Here is a 14,507-nt window from a genome sequence, read left to right on the forward strand (position 1 = left end):
GTCATGCCTCCTTGACTACGGGACGGGCCTGCGAATCCTCGGCGACCTCGCCGTTCTCGCTGGTGTGCGCGCTCTGCGGGGCCGGGGCGACCGGCGTGGACTCGGCCGCCTCGGGGGCGGTCTCGGCGGGAGGCTCCTTCTCGCCCCGGCCGAAGCCGAGCAGGACCGCCGCCACCGCGAACGTCACCACGGTCGCGATCACGATCCCGGCCAGCATGCCGAACCAGCCGCCCCTCGGGGTCACCGCCACGTAGGCGAAGATGCTGCCCGGCGACGGCGTCGAGACCAGTCCCGCCCCGGTGACCAGGAACGTGAACACCCCGGCCGCCCCACCGGCGATGACGGCGAGGATGAGGCGCGGCTTCATCAGGACGTACGGGAAGTAGATCTCGTGGATGCCGCCGAAGAAGTGGATGATCATCGCGGCGGGCGTGCTCGGGCGCAGCGAGCGCGGCCCGAACAGCAGGTAGGCGATGAGCAGGCCCAGGCCGGGGCCGGGGTTGGACTCCAGCATGAACAGGATCGACTTGCCGGTCTGGGCGGCCTCGGCGATGCCGAGCGGTCCGAGCACGCCGTGGTTGATGGCGTTGTTCAGGAAGAGGACCTTGGCGGGTTCGATGAGGACCGAGGCGATGGGCAGCAGGTCGTTGTTGACCAGCCAGCCGACGGCGTTGCCCGCTGCCGCGGTGACCTCGCGGACGACGGGGCCGATGCCCCAGACGCCGGCCACCGCCATGGCGCCGCCGACGATGCCCGCGGTGAAGTTGTCGACGAGCATCTCGAACCCGGCCTTGGTTCGCTGCTCGGTGAACTTGTCGACATATTTCAGGATGTACGCGGCGAGGGGGCCGACGATCATGGCCCCGAGGAGCATGGGGACGTCCGACCCCACCACGACGCCCATCACGGCGACCGCGCCCACCACCGCGCCGCGCTGCCCGTGGACCATCCGGCCGCCGGTGTAGGCGATCAGGACGGGCAGCAGGATCTTGACGATCGGGCCGACCATGGCCTCCATGGCCGGGTTCGGCAGCCAGCCGGTGGGGATGAACAGCGCGGTGATCAGGCCCCAGGCGATGAACGCGCCGATGTTCGGCATGATCATGCCGGCCAGGTGGCCGCCGAGTCGCTGGACGGTGGCCTTGACTCCGGTTCCGTAGACCGGGGGCGTGTAGGTGTCGGCCATTGCACGTGCTCCTTCAGGGGGGTGAGCAGGCTCTCCGGGGGGTGGTCGGGGGATCAGGGAGCCGGCAGGGGATCCCGGCCGGCGGCGGGCTGGTGGGTGGTCAGCGGACGGGTCAGGTCGGGCGCGCCGGTGCGGACGCGCGTGCGGTCGATGTCGGACGGTCCGGGCATCCGGCTGCCGGGCAGGCACACCGCGGCCGCGCCCCAGGCCAGCGCCTCCACCAGGGCCGCCTCGCCCCGGCCGCCGCCGGCCAGGAAACCGGCCAGCATGGCGTCACCGGCGCCGACCGAGTTGCGCGGCTCGCTCACCGCGGCCTCGCCGTACCAGATGCCCTGGCCCTGGACGAGGACGGCGCCGTCGGCGCCGAGGCTGGCCAGCACGGTGCGCGCGCCCGCCGCGCGCAGTTTGCCCGCCGCCTCGACCACGTCGCCGACGCGGCGGATCGGCATGCCGGTGGCGGCGGCGAGCTCGTCGAGGTTCGGCTTGACCAGGGCCGGTCCGGCGCCCAGCGCGGCGACGAGGGCGGGGCCGCTGGTGTCGACGGCGACGTGGATGCCCGCGCCGGCGAACCTGCGGCACAGCCGCGCGTAGACGTCGGCGGGCACCTCGGGCGGCAGGCTGCCGGACGCCACCACCCAGTCGGCCTCGTGCGCGGCGGCCAGCACGGCGTCGGCGACCGTGTCGAGCTCGGCGGGCGTCAGGGCCGTGCCCGGCTCGTTGATCTTGGTGATCGTGCCGTCCGGCTCGGCCAGCGTGACGTTCGACCGGGTGGCGCCCTCCACCGGCACGGTCACCATGTCGAGCCCTTCGAGCGCGAGCAGCCGCACCAGCTGCCTGCCCTCGTCGCCGCCGAACGGCACCACGGCCCGGGAGGCGACCGCGTTGGCGAGCAGGGCGCGGGAGACGTTGACGCCCTTGCCGCCGGGGTCGAGGTGGGCGGCGGCGGCCCGGATGACGGCGCCGCGGGCCAGCGACGCGATCTCGATCGTGCGGTCGAGGCTCGGGTTGAGCGTCAGCGTGAGGATCATGCGCACCGCTCCCGGAGGGAATCGCGGTCGTGCGCGGTCATGCGCGCACCACCTCCGGGCCCGCCGCCGACAGGTCGGCGGCTAGGGCGACGTCCATCCCCGTGTCGGTGATGACGACGTCGATCTCGTTCAGCGCGGCGAACCTGGCCAGATAGGTGTTGGTGAACTTCGTGTGGTCGGCCAGCAGCACGCAGCGCTGGGCGGCCCGCACCATCGCCCGTTTGATCGCCGCCTCGGCCGGGTCGGGCGTGGTCAGGCCCTTGGCGGCCGAGCAGCCGTTGGTCGCCATGAACGCCACGTCCACGTGCAACTGCGACAGGGGCTGCAGCGCCCAGTCGTCGACCGTGGCCAGCGTCCGCCCGCGCAGCCGGCCGCCGAGCATGATGACGTTGAGGTTGCCGCGCGTGGCCAGCACGGTCGCCAGCGGCGGGGAGTTGACCACGACCGTGAGCTCGCGGTCGGCGGGCAGCACCTGCGCCAGGCGGCCCGTGGTGCTCCCGGCGTCGATGATCACCGAGCCGTCCTCGGGCAGCTCGGCCAGCGCGGCTTTGGCGATGCGCTCCTTCTCCGCGGTCATCACCTCGTCGCGGGTGGCCAGCGCGGGCTCGAACCCCAGCCGCTCCACGGGGATGGCGCCGCCGTGCACCCGGCGCAGCACGCCGGCCCGCTCCAGCACGGTGAGGTCGCGGCGGATGGTCTCGGTGGTCACGTCGAGCTCGTCGGCCAGCGACACCACATCGACACGGCCCGCGGCCCGTGCTCTGCGGAGGATCTCCTGGTGCCGCTCCTCGGCGTACATGATGTTGATTCACCGCCGTTTCCAGTTGGTTTCCTCTGTGTTTATACCCGTTTCTGTGGTCTGGTCAAGGGTCTGGTAGGTATGTCGGATGCGAATCAAGCCGTGGGCCGCCATGGCGGCGGCCGTGCCCCTCGCCGCGGGATGTGTCGCCACCCCCTTAGCCGGTCCCGTCTCGGCCGCGAGCGCCGCGCCCGCGCCGAGCGAGGAGGTGGGCGTCCCGGCGCCCGGCGCGGCGGCCTCCCCTTCGGCCAGGCCGCCGCGCGTCCCGGCCGGCACCACGGCGGCCTGGGTGGTCTTCGACCGGCGGCAGCGCAAGATCGTGGCGCACCGCAACGCGCACCGGAAATACCGTTCGGCCTCGGTGGTCAAGATCCTGATGGCGATCGACTACCTGGAGACGCACCAGACCGTCCCGGCGGCCGACGCCCGGCTGCTCAAGGTCATGCTGCGCTCCAGCGACGACGGCGCCGCCACGAGGTTCTGGTCCCGCTACGGCAAGGGCGCGATCATCGTGCGGGCGGCCCGCAGGCTGGGCCTCTCCGACACCGCCCCGCCGCCCGCGACCCACCCCGGCTTCTGGGGCTACACCTCGCTCAGCGCGTACGACGTCGTCCGCGTCTACCGCTACCTGCTCGACAGGGCCGAGCCCAGGGTCAGGGACACCATCCTGGGCCACCTGCGCCAGGCCACGCCGTGCGGCAGCGACGGCTTCGACCAGACCTTCGGCATCCCACGCGCCATGCCCAGACCGTGGGCGGTCAAGCAGGGCTGGTCCGGATTCGGCACCCGTCCCCCGACCAGATGCGGCGGCTCGGCCTTGATCGGTTCGGCCTCGGGCGGATCGATCTCCACGGCCGCGCTCCGGGCGGCCGGCTCGGGCGTGCCCGACTACGGCCGGCCGGTGCTGCACACGACCGGCCTGGCCGGCAAAAGCGACCGCTACGTCCTGGCCGTCCTGACCGCACACCCCGCCGGAGGCACATGGAACGGCTCGGTCCAGCGCATCACAAAACTGACCACCGACCTCTACCGCGGCATCTCCTAGCCAAATCCCCCAAGCGAATCCCCTCAGCGGGTCCCTAACCGGGCCCCCTGAGGGAATTCCTAACCGGGTTCCCTGAGGGAATTCCTAACCGGGTCCCTTCACCGGGCCCACAAGGGAATTCCTAACCGGGTCCCTTCACCGGGCCCACAAGGGAATTCCTAGCCGCATCCCCTCATCGGGTCTCCTAGCGGAAGGTGAACATGCGCCCCCCGGGCTCCAGCCCTCTCGGCGGTCCGGTGTAGCGGTGCACGCCGACGCAGTGGCCGGCGCCACCCTCCAGGTGGACCCGCTCGAACCGTTCCCGTTCGAACCACGCGCAGATCGCCGGCACCAGGTCGGGCTCGCGCCGGTGCCGGGTCCAGATCACGGTCGCGCCGGGCGCGCACAGCTGGGGCAGCACGGTCACCGTGCGTTCGACGTCGTCGTCGCAGAGGTTGCCGAAGATGCCACACGCGATGACCAGGTCGGCGGGCACGGCCCCGAGGTAGGCGCTCGTCAGCGCGGCGTCGGCGCACACGACCTCGACGCCCTCGGGCGCGCCGGCCCTCGCCAGGCGGACGTTGCGGTCGTCCAGCTCCACCAGCCGCGCCCGCACCAGGCCGCGTCTGGGGTGCTCGGCGAGCACGGGCAGCAGGTCGCGGCCCTGCCCGGCGCACAGGCTCACCACCCGCTCGGCCCCTTCGTCGAGGGCCAGCCGGACCCACCGCCGCACGACGAGCAGCCGCTCCCGCAACGGCGAACCGGGCCGGTCGTAATCGTCGTGCCAGCCAACCCAATCGTGATCCGTCATGATCATGATAGTGGTGGAGGATGGCAGACGAATCAACCGCCCTCCGCAGGGTGCTGAGGCAGGCGGGCGGCCCCGGCATCCTCGACGCGCTCACCGCCCGGCTCTCCGGCGCCGACCTCACCACGCGGTGCGGCTGGCCACGATCCAGCGGGTCGTACGAGCCCAGCCCTTCCCCGGGGGCTCGGCCCACTTCACCCTCTTCGGCCTGGCGACGGCCGGCCGAGACTCCGGCGACCTGGCCTTCGAACGCCTTCACGCCGCCGAACACCTGAGCCTGCTCACCCGGGCCGTACGCGCCGCCGGCGCCACGCCGGAGGTCCGCGTCACCCTGCTCGACCCGCGGTTCTCCCGGGTGTCGGAGGGGCTGGACGCCGTGGACGACCCCGGCCGGAAGTCCGGCCGCGGCTACTACTCGGGCCTGTGCTTCAAGGTCTACGCCCGGCGACGTCGAGGTGGGCGACGGAGGCTTCGTCGACTGGACGGCCCGCCTGCTCGGCAACCGCAAGGAACGGTTACTGATCAGCGCCCTCGGCCTTGACCGGCTCAGCTGACGTAGGCGGCGTAGACCTTCTTCGGCACGACCATCCGCCAGGCGTCCAGGACGAGCTCGCGCATCTCCTCCTCGTCGATGGCGGCCAGGCGTACGTGCACCCAGTTGTAACGCAGATCGGACTCCGAAGGCAGCATGAACTTGGCCGGCTCGGCCGCGACCAGGGCGTCGCGCTCCTCCTTGGGGAACGCGAACCCCATCACCGACTCGTCGGGCGAGAACGCCACGTAGACGATCGAGCCGACCCGGAACTTGATCCGGTCTCTGATGAGGTGCTCCGACGAACGGGGGAAGGTCGACGTGAGCCGCCGCACGTCCTCGACTGTGACCACAGGGCCAATCTACGTGTTGCCCTCGGCGGCCGAGATGTCGGCGAGGGCGGAGTTCGGCTCGCTTTCCATCGCCAGGTCGCCCAGGCTGACGATCCCGACGGCGCGCCCGTCCTCCACGACGGGCAGGCGGCGCACGGCGTGTGAGCGCATGAGCCGGACGGCCTGATCGATGGTGGTGTCGGGGCCGACCGCCTCGACCGCCGGAGTGCAGACGTCTCGCACCGGCGTGTCCGGGCTCTTCTCGTCGGCGACCAGCCGCACGGTGATGTCGCGGTCGGTCACGATGCCGCTGATCCGGCCGTTGTCGTTGACGATCACGGCGCCCGTGTCGTTGTCGCGCATCAGTGCCGCGGCCACGGCGACGGGCTGGTCGGCCTCGACCGTCGCGGGGTGGGCCGTCATCACGTCTGCCACGGTGTTCGCCATGAGAGTCCTCCTGATGTCGGTTCCGATCGATTTGTCATCGATCGGCCCCACCTACCCGATTTGCCGGGTATCTCACCGCGAGGATTCTCAGACCGTCTGGGTGCGGGACTGCTCGTACGCCGTGAGGACCTGCTTGCGGCGTTTGGCCGGGAGCCGGTCGATGTAGAGGTGGCCGTCGAGGTGGTCGGTCTCGTGCTGGAGGCAGCGGGCCAGCATGCCGGTGCCCTCGACGGTGACCGGAGCGCCCTCGGCGTCGAATCCGTGGACGATGGCGTGGTCGGCGCGGGGGAGCGGGGCGTACTGGCCGGGCACCGACAGGCAGCCCTCCTCGCCCGCGTCCAGCTGCCGCTCGCCCAGCGGTGGCAGCTCCAGCGACGGATTGACCACCACGCCCTTGTGCCGCACGTCGTCGGCGTCGGGGCAGTCGTAGACGAACACCCGGAGCGCCACGCCGATCTGGTTGGCCGCCAGGCCCACGCCCTCGGCGGCGTACATGCTCGCGAACATGTCGTCCACCAGTGCCGCCAGCTCGGCGTCGAACCGGGTCACCGGCTCGCACGGCGCGTGCAGCACCGGGTCGCCCACGTAAACGATCGGCCGGACCTCTCCCACGACCAACGCCTTTCCCGCCCGCGAATGTGTCCCAGCAAGTCTACGGCGTACCGCGAAGTCCCTGACGTCTCATATATCAAGACAAACCTTCTCTTATTCTGAGACGCGAAGTAGAGTCCTGGCATCGTACCGGGACAGGGAGTTGTGATGGACGCCGTATACACGCATGGCCACCACGAGTCCGTGCTGCGCTCGCACAGGTGGCGCACCGCCGCCAACTCGGCCGCCTACCTGCTGCCCCACCTCGGTCCGGAGACGAACCTCCTCGACGTGGGCAGCGGCCCCGGCACCATCACGGCCGATCTCGCGACCAGGGTGGGGCACGTGACGGCGTGCGAGGTGACCGAGGAGGCTCTGGCGCTCACCAGGGCCGAACTCGCGGCCAGAGGCACGGCCAACGCGAGCTTCGCCGTCGCCGACGTGCACGCGCTGGAGTTCGCCGACGACACCTTCGACGTGGTGCACGCCCACCAGGTCCTCCAGCACGTCGGCGACCCGGTCCGGGCCCTGCGCGAAATGAGGCGCGTGACGAAACCGGGCGGCCTGGTCGCGGCCAGAGACAGCGACTACTCCGCCTTCGCCTGGTATCCGCGCCTGCCGGCGCTGGACGAGTGGCTGGCGCTCTACCAGCGGCTCGCCCGAGCCAACGGCGGCGAACCGGACGCCGGCCGGCGCCTCCTGTCCTGGGCCCAGGCCGCCGGCTTCACGCACATCACGCCCACCTCGTCGACGTGGTGCTTCGCCACCCCGGAAGACCGCGCCTGGTGGGGCGGCATGTGGGCCGACCGCATCCTCCACTCCGCCATGGCGCGGCAAGCCCTCAGCACAGGCACGGCCACCCCCGCCACCCTGCGCCGCATCTCCGACGCCTGGCTCGAATGGTCCGGCACCCCCGACGGCTGGCTCTCCATCCTCCACTCCGAAATTCTCTGCACCGCCTAGCGGATCACCCGTAGGGCGGAAATCGGCGGAGGACCAGCAGCGTTTCTGGCGGAAGATCGCTGATCGGCGCGACCGGTGTGGCGACGCGTCACCATGGCGGGGTACCGCCCGATCAAGCTGATCGAACGGAACTTTTGCGAAGCACCGGCAATGCCCCCTTCATCGATTAACACCCCTGTTTGGTCAGAACCGTCCGAAGGGTTACAAGAGGGCGGCGACTGGGGCTCTTTTACATCGTTGATCTCAAACCCGGCTCACCCGTAGTCGCCGAGGCCGATGGATCCACCTGCGCTGTCACCTGGATGCCCCTATCCGGTCCGGAGGAATCGCTGCCGTCGCCGGCAGCGATCGACGGCCTGGGGGTGATCGGGCGCGCGGCACTTTCCAGCGCCAGGGATTGCTGATGGAGTGGACAGGGTGAGCAGGGGTCACAGGGCGGTCCCCCGCGCGGCCGACATCGCGCTGGAGGCGTGGGCGGACAGCCGGGAGGAGTGCCTGGCCGAAGCGGCGCGGGCGCTGGTGGAGACCTTCGCCGACATCGGCGAGGCAGTGCCGGACGACAGCGTCACGATCGCCCTGGCCGAGGAGACCGACGCAGGGCTCCTTGTCACGCTGCTGGACGAGGTGGTCTACCAGGTCGAGGTGCCCGGCCGGGTGGCGGTGGACGTATCGATCGACGAGCGAACGGGCGTTACCAAGGGGCAGGTCGAGATGAGGCTGGCGACTGTCCCGGTAGGGGCGGTCGACCGGGTCGGCGCGTTGCCCAAGGCGGTCGCGCTGCACGGACTGCGGTTCGGCCGTGAGGCCGGGATGTGGCACGCCCACATGGTGGTCGACGTCTAGTTTCCGGCGCCTGGCATTCGGGCTGCGGAAACCAGCCCTTGACCATGCCGACAGGCGTCAGCTTGGCCCCTTTCGGGCGTGTCGCCGGTAGCCGAGCACTCGACCTCAAGAGCTGGCACTTCCGCTCGGACGACAACCACCGCGCATCACGGGAGTCAGCCGAGCGCCAGACTAAAGCCCCAGGGTGCGCACCCGCTGCCACTGCGGATCCCGATAGAGCACGACATCAGTGCCGTCGATGAGCTCGTCAGGCGCGGACAGCATGGTGATCTCGCCGGCCCCCTGCAACTCCAGCAACAGGTCCCGGACCCGCGGCCCGACGGGCAGCCGCCCGGCCTGCAGCCCGAGCCCGGCCCGTACCAGGTCAGCGATGTGCGACAGATGGAAGGGCCCGTCGAGATCGCCCACCACACCCCGCACGACACTCATCGTGATCAGCCGCTCGGCCTCGGTGTGGGCCAGCTGCCAGGTGATCTGCTCGCGCCGGCCGCCGGTCCCGGCGCAGGCGGTGCAGCCACGCGAGAGGCCCGGCGCCACGAGCTCCTCGGCGGACCCGAGACAGACCGTGCACTGCTGGTGCTCGGCGGCGTGCACCTCGGCCGTCATGCGGTCGGCCAGATGGACACCGCAGTCGCAGGTATGGGCATCGCCCAGGATGGCGCCGGGTTGCGGGGTGATCGTGTGCTTTGTCATCCCGGCCGACTCTACCTGCGAGCGTGGGCGAGGCCGTGCAGCCGGCGCAGCGCCTTACGGGCGGCCGCCGACACCTGCCCGTCCGGATGCCGGTCGATGAACACGCGCAGCACCCGCTCGGTCCACGGATGGTCGCCGAGCGCCAGGAGCGCGATGGTGCCCGCCTGGTCGTCCGGCTCCATCCCCATCCCGACCGACTCGATGACCTCGTCCGACTCCCCGCCGAACTCCAGCAGCGTCGCCGCCATGTCCACCAGCACCCAGGCGATCTCGTCGGGCGTCGGCTGACGGTCGTCGCGACCCAGCCGGGCTCCGATCACGGCCCCCAGCCGCGGCACGTCGAGCAGCCCGTCGAGAACCTCCCGGCCTTCGTCACCCAGGTCGGTGGCGAGCAACTCCACACCGATCGCCCGCCCCAGCGGGCTCGCCTCGGCGATCGCGGCGCCGATCTCCTGCGCCGCCTTGCCCCGCTCGCGGGTGGCCAGCCAGCCGGTGAGCTCTTCGAGCCGTTCGCGCTCGGGGTAGGAGCGCAGGCCGTGCAGCAGCGCGGTGGCGTCCTCGGTGGCGAGCGACCCCATCACGGGAATCTCCTGCCCGGTGACCTCGGCGATCATCTGCCTCCCGGCCCACAGCCCGAGGGGCGTCAACACGTGCGGCTCCGCGGGCCGTACCAGACCGAGGGCGAACAGCTCGGCGGGCGGCTCGCCCGCCGCCTCACGGCCGAGGAACAAACGCACGACCCGCAAGAGGTGCTCCTCGCCGAGCCGCCGGCGGCAAAGGTCCGCCCAGACCCGCAGCACCTCCTCGTCGTCCTCCTGCCGCAGGGCCCCGGCCACCTCGGATTCGTCAAGTGGTGCGGGGCCGGAAGGGCGGAGGAGATCCACCGCCAGGGGAGCGGCGCGGACGGCCGCCGCCAGTTCGGCCGTGGCCGGCAGGCGGATCGGTGGCTGGAGGGGAAGCGTGTCGTCGTCGTAGGTGCCCACGGCATCAATCCTGTCGCACCCAGGCCAGGTTTACGTTAAAGTCCGCCGTACCCGAAAAGTCGGAAGAAAGGAGGCGCTGAGATGTCCCGCAACGACGACCGGACGCTCACCGCGTCCGCTCCCACTCTTCGGAGGAACCATGCTTTTCCGCCCCACGGTCGAGGCTGACCTCGATCGCCTGCTCGGCTGCGTCGTCGACGAGTCCATCAGCTGGGCCCACCCCGACCGTCTGCTCACCTTCCTCGAGGACCGCCAGTACCGCCACGAGCGCATCTGGGTCGCCGAGGAGGACGGCGAGATCAAGGCCCGTGCCGTCTGGTGGGGTTTCCCCGACGGCGACCGGCCGCTCGCGCTCGACTGCCTCTACGTCCATCCCTCGGTCGAGGACCGCGTGAGCCTCGCCGCCGACCTGCTGCGACACGCCCATGACGAGTACGGCCAGGCGCCCGCGTACCACGTGTTCCTGCGGAAGGAGTGGCGGGACGACCCGAAGGCGTCGGCCGCCATCGCCTGGCGCCAGGAGGCCGGGCAGAGGGCCGGCCTGACCGAGGAACTGGAACGGCTCCGTTACCAGTGGACGCCGGGCTCGCCGGTGCCCGAGCCGTCGGGCAGGCTCGTCTTCGGGCCGGACCCCGACGACGAGGTGTTCGTGGCGGTGTTCCGCCGGGTGGCCGTCGGCTCGCTCGACGCGCACACGCGGCAGGCCCTGACCACGATGGACGGCGACGCGCAGGCCCGCGACGACGTGGCCGACTACCGCAGTATGCCGGGCGACCGTTCATGGTGGCGGCTCGCCCGCACCCCGGACGGCGACCTGGTGGGCGTCGCGCTGCCGTCCGCGAACAACCAGGGCCCGGTCGTCGGCTATCTCGGCGTGGTGCCGGAGCGCCGCGGCCAGGGGTACGCGGACGACCTGCTGGCCGAGATCACCCGCTTCCACGCCGAACGTGGCGTCGGCCGGATCATCGCCGACACCGACGTCACCAACGTTCCCATGGCCCGGGCCTTCGACCGGGCCGGCTACGAGGTCTTCGCCATCAGGCTCGTCCTGTCACCGAAGCTCTGATCACGTACCGTCACGACCGGTAGGAACCCGGCCGCAGATCGCCGAGACCCGGCGGAGCCGCGACACCGCAGCTCCGCGCGGGGTCCCGCGAGGGGCACGAACCTGGGGTCCCGCGAGGCTCGCGGGCATCAGGTCACGGACGGCCCAGCCGGGTGCGGACCACGAGATCGTGCAGCGCCGGGCCGGCCGTGGCCGTCTCGGGCAGGGCCGACGTGTCCCGGGCCTCCTGGAGCTCGGCGGTCAGCCGCGCCACGTCGTCGCCGGCCGTGGGCACGGGCGGCGCCCCGCCGTGCTCGGCCTCGCGCTTGGCGGCCACCAGCTCCGGAAGGTACGGCGGCCCGTACCGGAACAGGTGTGTCAGGTCGGCGTCGAGCTCACCGGTGCGCATGAGGTGTATGCCCATCACCAGCACCCGGAAGGTGTAGAGCATCGGAGTCGTCCGACGGGAAACCGTACAGGTGCGCTCCGCTGACCGTGGCGAACACCAGCGGATGCGGCTGCTCACCGGGGATCTCGGGCAGCCAGGCGGGCAACCAGGCGGGCAACCCCGCGGGCAGCCCGGCGGGCAGCCGGGTGGGCAGCCGGGTGGGCGGGTTCACAGGTGCCCCCTGCGTACGTCGATGAGGTAATCCTCCACTTTCTCCCGATCAGGTACGGCCGGCAGCACGCTTTCGGCGTCGGCCAGTTCGGCGGTCAGCGAGCGGCGCCAGGCGTCGACCTCGGCCCACGGCACCTCGCCGCGTCTGACGGCGAGCAGCCGGTCGCGGTGCGCGCCCACCCTCACCTCCAGGTCGCCGTGCCGGACCAGGTGCAGCCCGCTGAGCAGCAGCCTGATCATGTGCATGGCCTGCTTCCACCTGGGCGCTTCCGGGTCGAGGCGGCGGAATTGGGCGTCGGCGTAGCCTATGAACGTCTCGTGCGCGCGCTGTGACAGGAACGCGCCCCGCAGCTCGCGCAGCCGCTCGCCGAACGGGGTGGCGACCTCCACGAGCGGCGACCACAGGCACTCCAGCACCGTCGGGTTGGCGTCGAGGGCGAGCACGCAGAACCGCTCGACCTCCCACGAGAACTGCTCGGGCAGCGGGCCGTCGCGGTGCGTCGGCGGCTTGGTCAGCCGCCAGAAGTCCTCCGTGGGCGCCACGAACACCCCGCGCCGGTCGGTGTCGGATCCGCCGGTCTCCAGCCCGTACGCCCGCGACCCCACCACGACGGACAGAATCAGATCATCGCTCACCCTCCCACCCTGGCAGGCGCGGGGGGTTGCGCGTACGGCCGGGGCGCTGGTCTGATCGATGGGTGAGTGGTTTCGACGCCGTCTACCGGCGCAGCATCGACGAGTCCGAGGGTTTCTGGGCGGAGGCGGCGAGGGGCATCGACTGGGAGGTTGCGCCCGAGACCGTCCTGCGTGACGGGCGGTGGTTTCCCGACGGCCGGCTCAACACCTGCTTCAACGCGCTCGACCGGCATGTCGAGGCGGGCCACGGCGACCGGATGGCGCTGATCTACGACAGTCCCGTCACCGGCACCGTGCGCGCCTACACCTACGCCGAGCTGCTCGACGAGGTGGCGCGCACCGCCGGCCTGCTGCGCGACCTGGGCGTCGGCACGGGCGACACCGTGGTGATCTACATGCCGATGGTGCCCGAGGCGGTGATCGCCATGCTGGCCTGCGCGCGGCTGGGCGCCGTGCACTCGGTGGTGTTCGGCGGGTTCGCCGCCAGTGAGCTGGCCGTGCGGATCGACCACGCCCGGCCGGTGGTGGTGCTGTCGGCCTCGTGCGGCATCGAGCCGTCCCGCGTGGTCGCGTACAAACCGCTGCTGGACGCCGCCCTGGAGGAGGCCACGCACCGGCCGGAACGCTGCGTCATCCTGCAGCGGCCGCAGTCGCCCGCCGCGCTGGTGCAGGGGCGCGACCTCGACTGGGCGTCGGCCGTGCGCGACGCGGAGCCGGCCGCCTGCGTGAGCGTGGCCGCGACCGACCCGCTGTACGTCCTCTACACCTCCGGCACCACCGGCGCGCCCAAGGGCGTGGTCCGCGACAACGGCGGTCACGCGGTGGCGCTGCACTGGAGCATGTCCAACGTGTACGGCGCCGCCCCGGGCGAGGTCTACTGGGCCGCCTCCGACGTCGGCTGGGTGGTGGGCCACTCCTACATCGTCTACGGGCCGCTGCTGGCCGGCTGCACGACCGTGCTGTACGAGGGCAAGCCGGTCGGCACGCCGGATCCGGGGGCGTTCTGGCGGGTGGTGGCCATGCACGGGGTGCGGACGCTGTTCACCGCGCCGACCGCGATCAGGGCCATCAAGAAAGAGGACCCGTCCGGAGATTTCGCGCAAAAGTGGGATCTGTCGACGCTGCGCTACCTCTTCCTGGCCGGTGAGCGGCTCGACCCCGACACCTACCACTGGGCGAGCGACCTGCTCGGCATCCCGGTCATCGACCACTGGTGGCAGACCGAGTCCGGCTGGCCCATCGCCGCCAACTGCGTGGGCATCGAGGTGCTGCCGATCAAACCCGGCTCGCCCACCAAGCCCGTCCCCGGCTACGACGTGCGCATCCTCGACTCCTCGGGCGAGGACTGCCCGCCCGGCGCCGAGGGAGCGGTGGCCATCAGGCTGCCGCTGCCGCCCGGCAACCTGCCCACCCTCTTCCGCGACGAGGCCCGCTTCACCGAGTCCTACCTGTCGCGCTTCCCCGGCCACTACCTGACGGGCGACGGCGGCTACCTCGACGACGACGGCTACCTGTACGTGATGGGCCGCATCGACGACGTCATCAACGTGGCCGGCCACCGGCTGTCGACCGGGCAGATGGAGGAGGTCATCGCGGGCCACCCGGACGTGGCCGAGTGCGCGGTGATCGGCGTGGCCGACGAGCTCAAGGGGCAGCTGCCGGTCGGTTTCGTAGTGCTCAAGGCGGGCGCCGAGCGCGACCCCGCCGAGGTGGAGCGGGAGCTGGCCGCGCTGGTCCGCGAGCGGATCGGCCCGGTCGCCGCCTTCCGCCGGGCCGTGGTGGTCGGCCGGCTGCCCAAGACCCGGTCCGGCAAGATCCTGCGCGGCACCATGCGCGACATCGCCGACGGGCGCGACTACCGCGCCCCGTCCACGATCGAGGATCCGGCGGTGCTGACGGAGATCGCCGACGCGCTCTGACCGGCGGCTCGACCCGCGCGCCCTGGAAAGGCATTCTGGCGAATGGAACGCGCCATCAG

At 71.5% G+C, this 14,507-nt stretch carries 18 protein-coding genes; 6 read left to right on the forward strand and 12 right to left on the reverse strand.

Features of this window, described 5'->3' with window-relative positions:
* Position 1: 1 nt before the first annotated feature.
* From AB0C16_RS04905 to AB0C16_RS04915, 3 genes are read right to left on the reverse strand one after another with little or no spacing between them, the layout of a single operon-like run.
* Positions 2 to 1,186, reverse strand: coding sequence for a PTS mannitol transporter subunit IICB (locus AB0C16_RS04905; RefSeq protein ID WP_357678948.1), 1,185 nt, complete (start codon positions 1,184 to 1,186; stop codon positions 2 to 4).
* Between the two features lie 53 nt (positions 1,187 to 1,239).
* Complete coding sequence (pfkB, locus tag AB0C16_RS04910) at positions 1,240 to 2,214, reverse strand: 1-phosphofructokinase (protein ID WP_357678950.1); 975 nt, start codon at positions 2,212 to 2,214, stop codon at positions 1,240 to 1,242.
* Positions 2,215 to 2,251: 37 nt separating this feature from the next.
* Positions 2,252 to 3,013 carry a DeoR/GlpR family DNA-binding transcription regulator gene (locus tag AB0C16_RS04915; RefSeq protein ID WP_357678952.1) on the reverse strand — a complete coding sequence of 254 codons (762 nt, stop codon included), beginning with the start codon at positions 3,011 to 3,013 and terminating at the stop codon, positions 2,252 to 2,254.
* Positions 3,014 to 3,101: 88 nt separating this feature from the next.
* Here AB0C16_RS04915 and AB0C16_RS04920 point away from each other — a divergent pair, with 88 nt between their 5' ends.
* Entirely contained in the window at positions 3,102 to 4,058 is a 957-nt protein-coding gene (locus tag AB0C16_RS04920; RefSeq protein WP_357678954.1) for a hypothetical protein, read from the forward strand.
* A gap of 184 nt (positions 4,059 to 4,242) precedes the next feature.
* Here AB0C16_RS04920 and AB0C16_RS04925 read toward each other — a convergent pair whose 3' ends face one another.
* The gene (locus tag AB0C16_RS04925; protein WP_357678956.1) at positions 4,243 to 4,848 is read right to left on the reverse strand and encodes an SAM-dependent methyltransferase; all 606 of its coding nucleotides are present in this window, start codon (positions 4,846 to 4,848) and stop codon (positions 4,243 to 4,245) included.
* A 127-nt stretch (positions 4,849 to 4,975) separates the two neighbouring features.
* Between AB0C16_RS04925 and AB0C16_RS04930 the strand changes: the two genes are divergently transcribed.
* A complete protein-coding gene (locus AB0C16_RS04930) occupies positions 4,976 to 5,386 on the forward strand; it encodes a hypothetical protein (protein WP_357678958.1) in 411 nt (136 codons plus the stop codon).
* A gap of 5 nt (positions 5,387 to 5,391) precedes the next feature.
* On the opposite strand, the gene AB0C16_RS04935 is transcribed toward AB0C16_RS04930, so the two are convergent.
* The 3 genes from AB0C16_RS04935 to def form a co-directional block, all read right to left on the reverse strand.
* Positions 5,392 to 5,730, reverse strand: a complete 339-nt coding sequence (locus AB0C16_RS04935; protein ID WP_357678960.1) for an MmcQ/YjbR family DNA-binding protein — start codon at positions 5,728 to 5,730, stop codon at positions 5,392 to 5,394.
* Positions 5,731 to 5,739: 9 nt separating this feature from the next.
* The gene (locus AB0C16_RS04940; protein WP_357678962.1) at positions 5,740 to 6,156 is read right to left on the reverse strand and encodes a CBS domain-containing protein; all 417 of its coding nucleotides are present in this window, start codon (positions 6,154 to 6,156) and stop codon (positions 5,740 to 5,742) included.
* A gap of 87 nt (positions 6,157 to 6,243) precedes the next feature.
* On the reverse strand, positions 6,244 to 6,768 hold the full coding sequence (gene def / locus AB0C16_RS04945) for a peptide deformylase (protein ID WP_357678964.1): 525 nt from the start codon (positions 6,766 to 6,768) through the stop codon (positions 6,244 to 6,246).
* 147 nt (positions 6,769 to 6,915) lie between these two features.
* Here def and AB0C16_RS04950 point away from each other — a divergent pair, with 147 nt between their 5' ends.
* Both AB0C16_RS04950 and AB0C16_RS04955 read left to right on the forward strand, forming a co-directional pair.
* The gene (locus tag AB0C16_RS04950) at positions 6,916 to 7,710 is read left to right on the forward strand and encodes a methyltransferase domain-containing protein (RefSeq protein WP_357678966.1); all 795 of its coding nucleotides are present in this window, start codon (positions 6,916 to 6,918) and stop codon (positions 7,708 to 7,710) included.
* A 417-nt stretch (positions 7,711 to 8,127) separates the two neighbouring features.
* Positions 8,128 to 8,553 (forward strand): archease, encoded by a 426-nt coding sequence (locus AB0C16_RS04955; RefSeq protein WP_357678968.1) that lies wholly within the window; start codon positions 8,128 to 8,130, stop codon positions 8,551 to 8,553.
* 171 nt (positions 8,554 to 8,724) lie between these two features.
* Here the strand turns inward: AB0C16_RS04955 and AB0C16_RS04960 are convergent, their stop codons facing one another.
* Together AB0C16_RS04960 and AB0C16_RS04965 are read right to left on the reverse strand one after the other, a co-directional pair.
* Positions 8,725 to 9,246 (reverse strand): hypothetical protein, encoded by a 522-nt coding sequence (locus AB0C16_RS04960; protein ID WP_357678970.1) that lies wholly within the window; start codon positions 9,244 to 9,246, stop codon positions 8,725 to 8,727.
* 11 nt (positions 9,247 to 9,257) lie between these two features.
* Positions 9,258 to 10,229: a hypothetical protein gene (locus AB0C16_RS04965; RefSeq protein ID WP_357678972.1), complete on the reverse strand. Its 972-nt coding sequence runs from the start codon at positions 10,227 to 10,229 to the stop codon at positions 9,258 to 9,260.
* A gap of 139 nt (positions 10,230 to 10,368) precedes the next feature.
* Between AB0C16_RS04965 and AB0C16_RS04970 the strand changes: the two genes are divergently transcribed.
* Complete coding sequence (locus AB0C16_RS04970; protein WP_357678974.1) at positions 10,369 to 11,295, forward strand: GNAT family N-acetyltransferase; 927 nt, start codon at positions 10,369 to 10,371, stop codon at positions 11,293 to 11,295.
* Positions 11,296 to 11,428: 133 nt separating this feature from the next.
* Here AB0C16_RS04970 and AB0C16_RS04975 read toward each other — a convergent pair whose 3' ends face one another.
* The 3 genes from AB0C16_RS04975 to AB0C16_RS04985 are packed head-to-tail and all read right to left on the reverse strand — an operon-like array spanning position 11,429 to position 12,529.
* A complete protein-coding gene (locus tag AB0C16_RS04975; protein ID WP_357678976.1) occupies positions 11,429 to 11,698 on the reverse strand; it encodes a hypothetical protein in 270 nt (89 codons plus the stop codon).
* A complete protein-coding gene (locus AB0C16_RS04980) occupies positions 11,670 to 11,894 on the reverse strand; it encodes a nucleotidyltransferase domain-containing protein (protein ID WP_357678978.1) in 225 nt (74 codons plus the stop codon). Before AB0C16_RS04980 ends, AB0C16_RS04975 begins: the two co-directional genes overlap by 29 nt.
* Entirely contained in the window at positions 11,891 to 12,529 is a 639-nt protein-coding gene (locus tag AB0C16_RS04985; protein WP_357678980.1) for a nucleotidyltransferase domain-containing protein, read from the reverse strand. Before AB0C16_RS04985 ends, AB0C16_RS04980 begins: the two co-directional genes overlap by 4 nt.
* A gap of 62 nt (positions 12,530 to 12,591) precedes the next feature.
* Here AB0C16_RS04985 and AB0C16_RS04990 point away from each other — a divergent pair, with 62 nt between their 5' ends.
* Entirely contained in the window at positions 12,592 to 14,448 is a 1,857-nt protein-coding gene (locus tag AB0C16_RS04990) for a propionyl-CoA synthetase (protein WP_357678982.1), read from the forward strand.
* Positions 14,449 to 14,507: the final 59 nt, after the last annotated feature.

This window comes from Nonomuraea sp. NPDC048916 (assembly GCF_040649575.1).
Lineage (GTDB): Bacteria > Actinomycetota > Actinomycetes > Streptosporangiales > Streptosporangiaceae > Nonomuraea.

What these genes read in the sequence shown, in the direction of transcription:
- AB0C16_RS04915 (WP_357678952.1), bottom strand. Translation starts at nt 3,013, where the DNA reads ATGTACGCCGAGGAGCGGCACCAGGAGATCCTCCGCAGAGCACGGGCC.
- AB0C16_RS04905 (WP_357678948.1), bottom strand. Translation starts at nt 1,186, where the DNA reads ATGGCCGACACCTACACGCCCCCGGTCTACGGAACCGGAGTCAAGGCC.
- AB0C16_RS04960 (WP_357678970.1), bottom strand. Translation starts at nt 9,246, where the DNA reads ATGACAAAGCACACGATCACCCCGCAACCCGGCGCCATCCTGGGCGAT.
- AB0C16_RS04925 (WP_357678956.1), bottom strand. Translation starts at nt 4,848, where the DNA reads ATGACGGATCACGATTGGGTTGGCTGGCACGACGATTACGACCGGCCC.
- AB0C16_RS04920 (WP_357678954.1), top strand. Translation starts at nt 3,102, where the DNA reads ATGCGAATCAAGCCGTGGGCCGCCATGGCGGCGGCCGTGCCCCTCGCC.
- AB0C16_RS04940 (WP_357678962.1), bottom strand. Translation starts at nt 6,156, where the DNA reads ATGGCGAACACCGTGGCAGACGTGATGACGGCCCACCCCGCGACGGTC.
- AB0C16_RS04970 (WP_357678974.1), top strand. Translation starts at nt 10,369, where the DNA reads ATGCTTTTCCGCCCCACGGTCGAGGCTGACCTCGATCGCCTGCTCGGC.
- pfkB (WP_357678950.1), bottom strand. Translation starts at nt 2,214, where the DNA reads ATGATCCTCACGCTGACGCTCAACCCGAGCCTCGACCGCACGATCGAG.
- AB0C16_RS04950 (WP_357678966.1), top strand. Translation starts at nt 6,916, where the DNA reads ATGGACGCCGTATACACGCATGGCCACCACGAGTCCGTGCTGCGCTCG.
- AB0C16_RS04975 (WP_357678976.1), bottom strand. Translation starts at nt 11,698, where the DNA reads ATGGGCATACACCTCATGCGCACCGGTGAGCTCGACGCCGACCTGACA.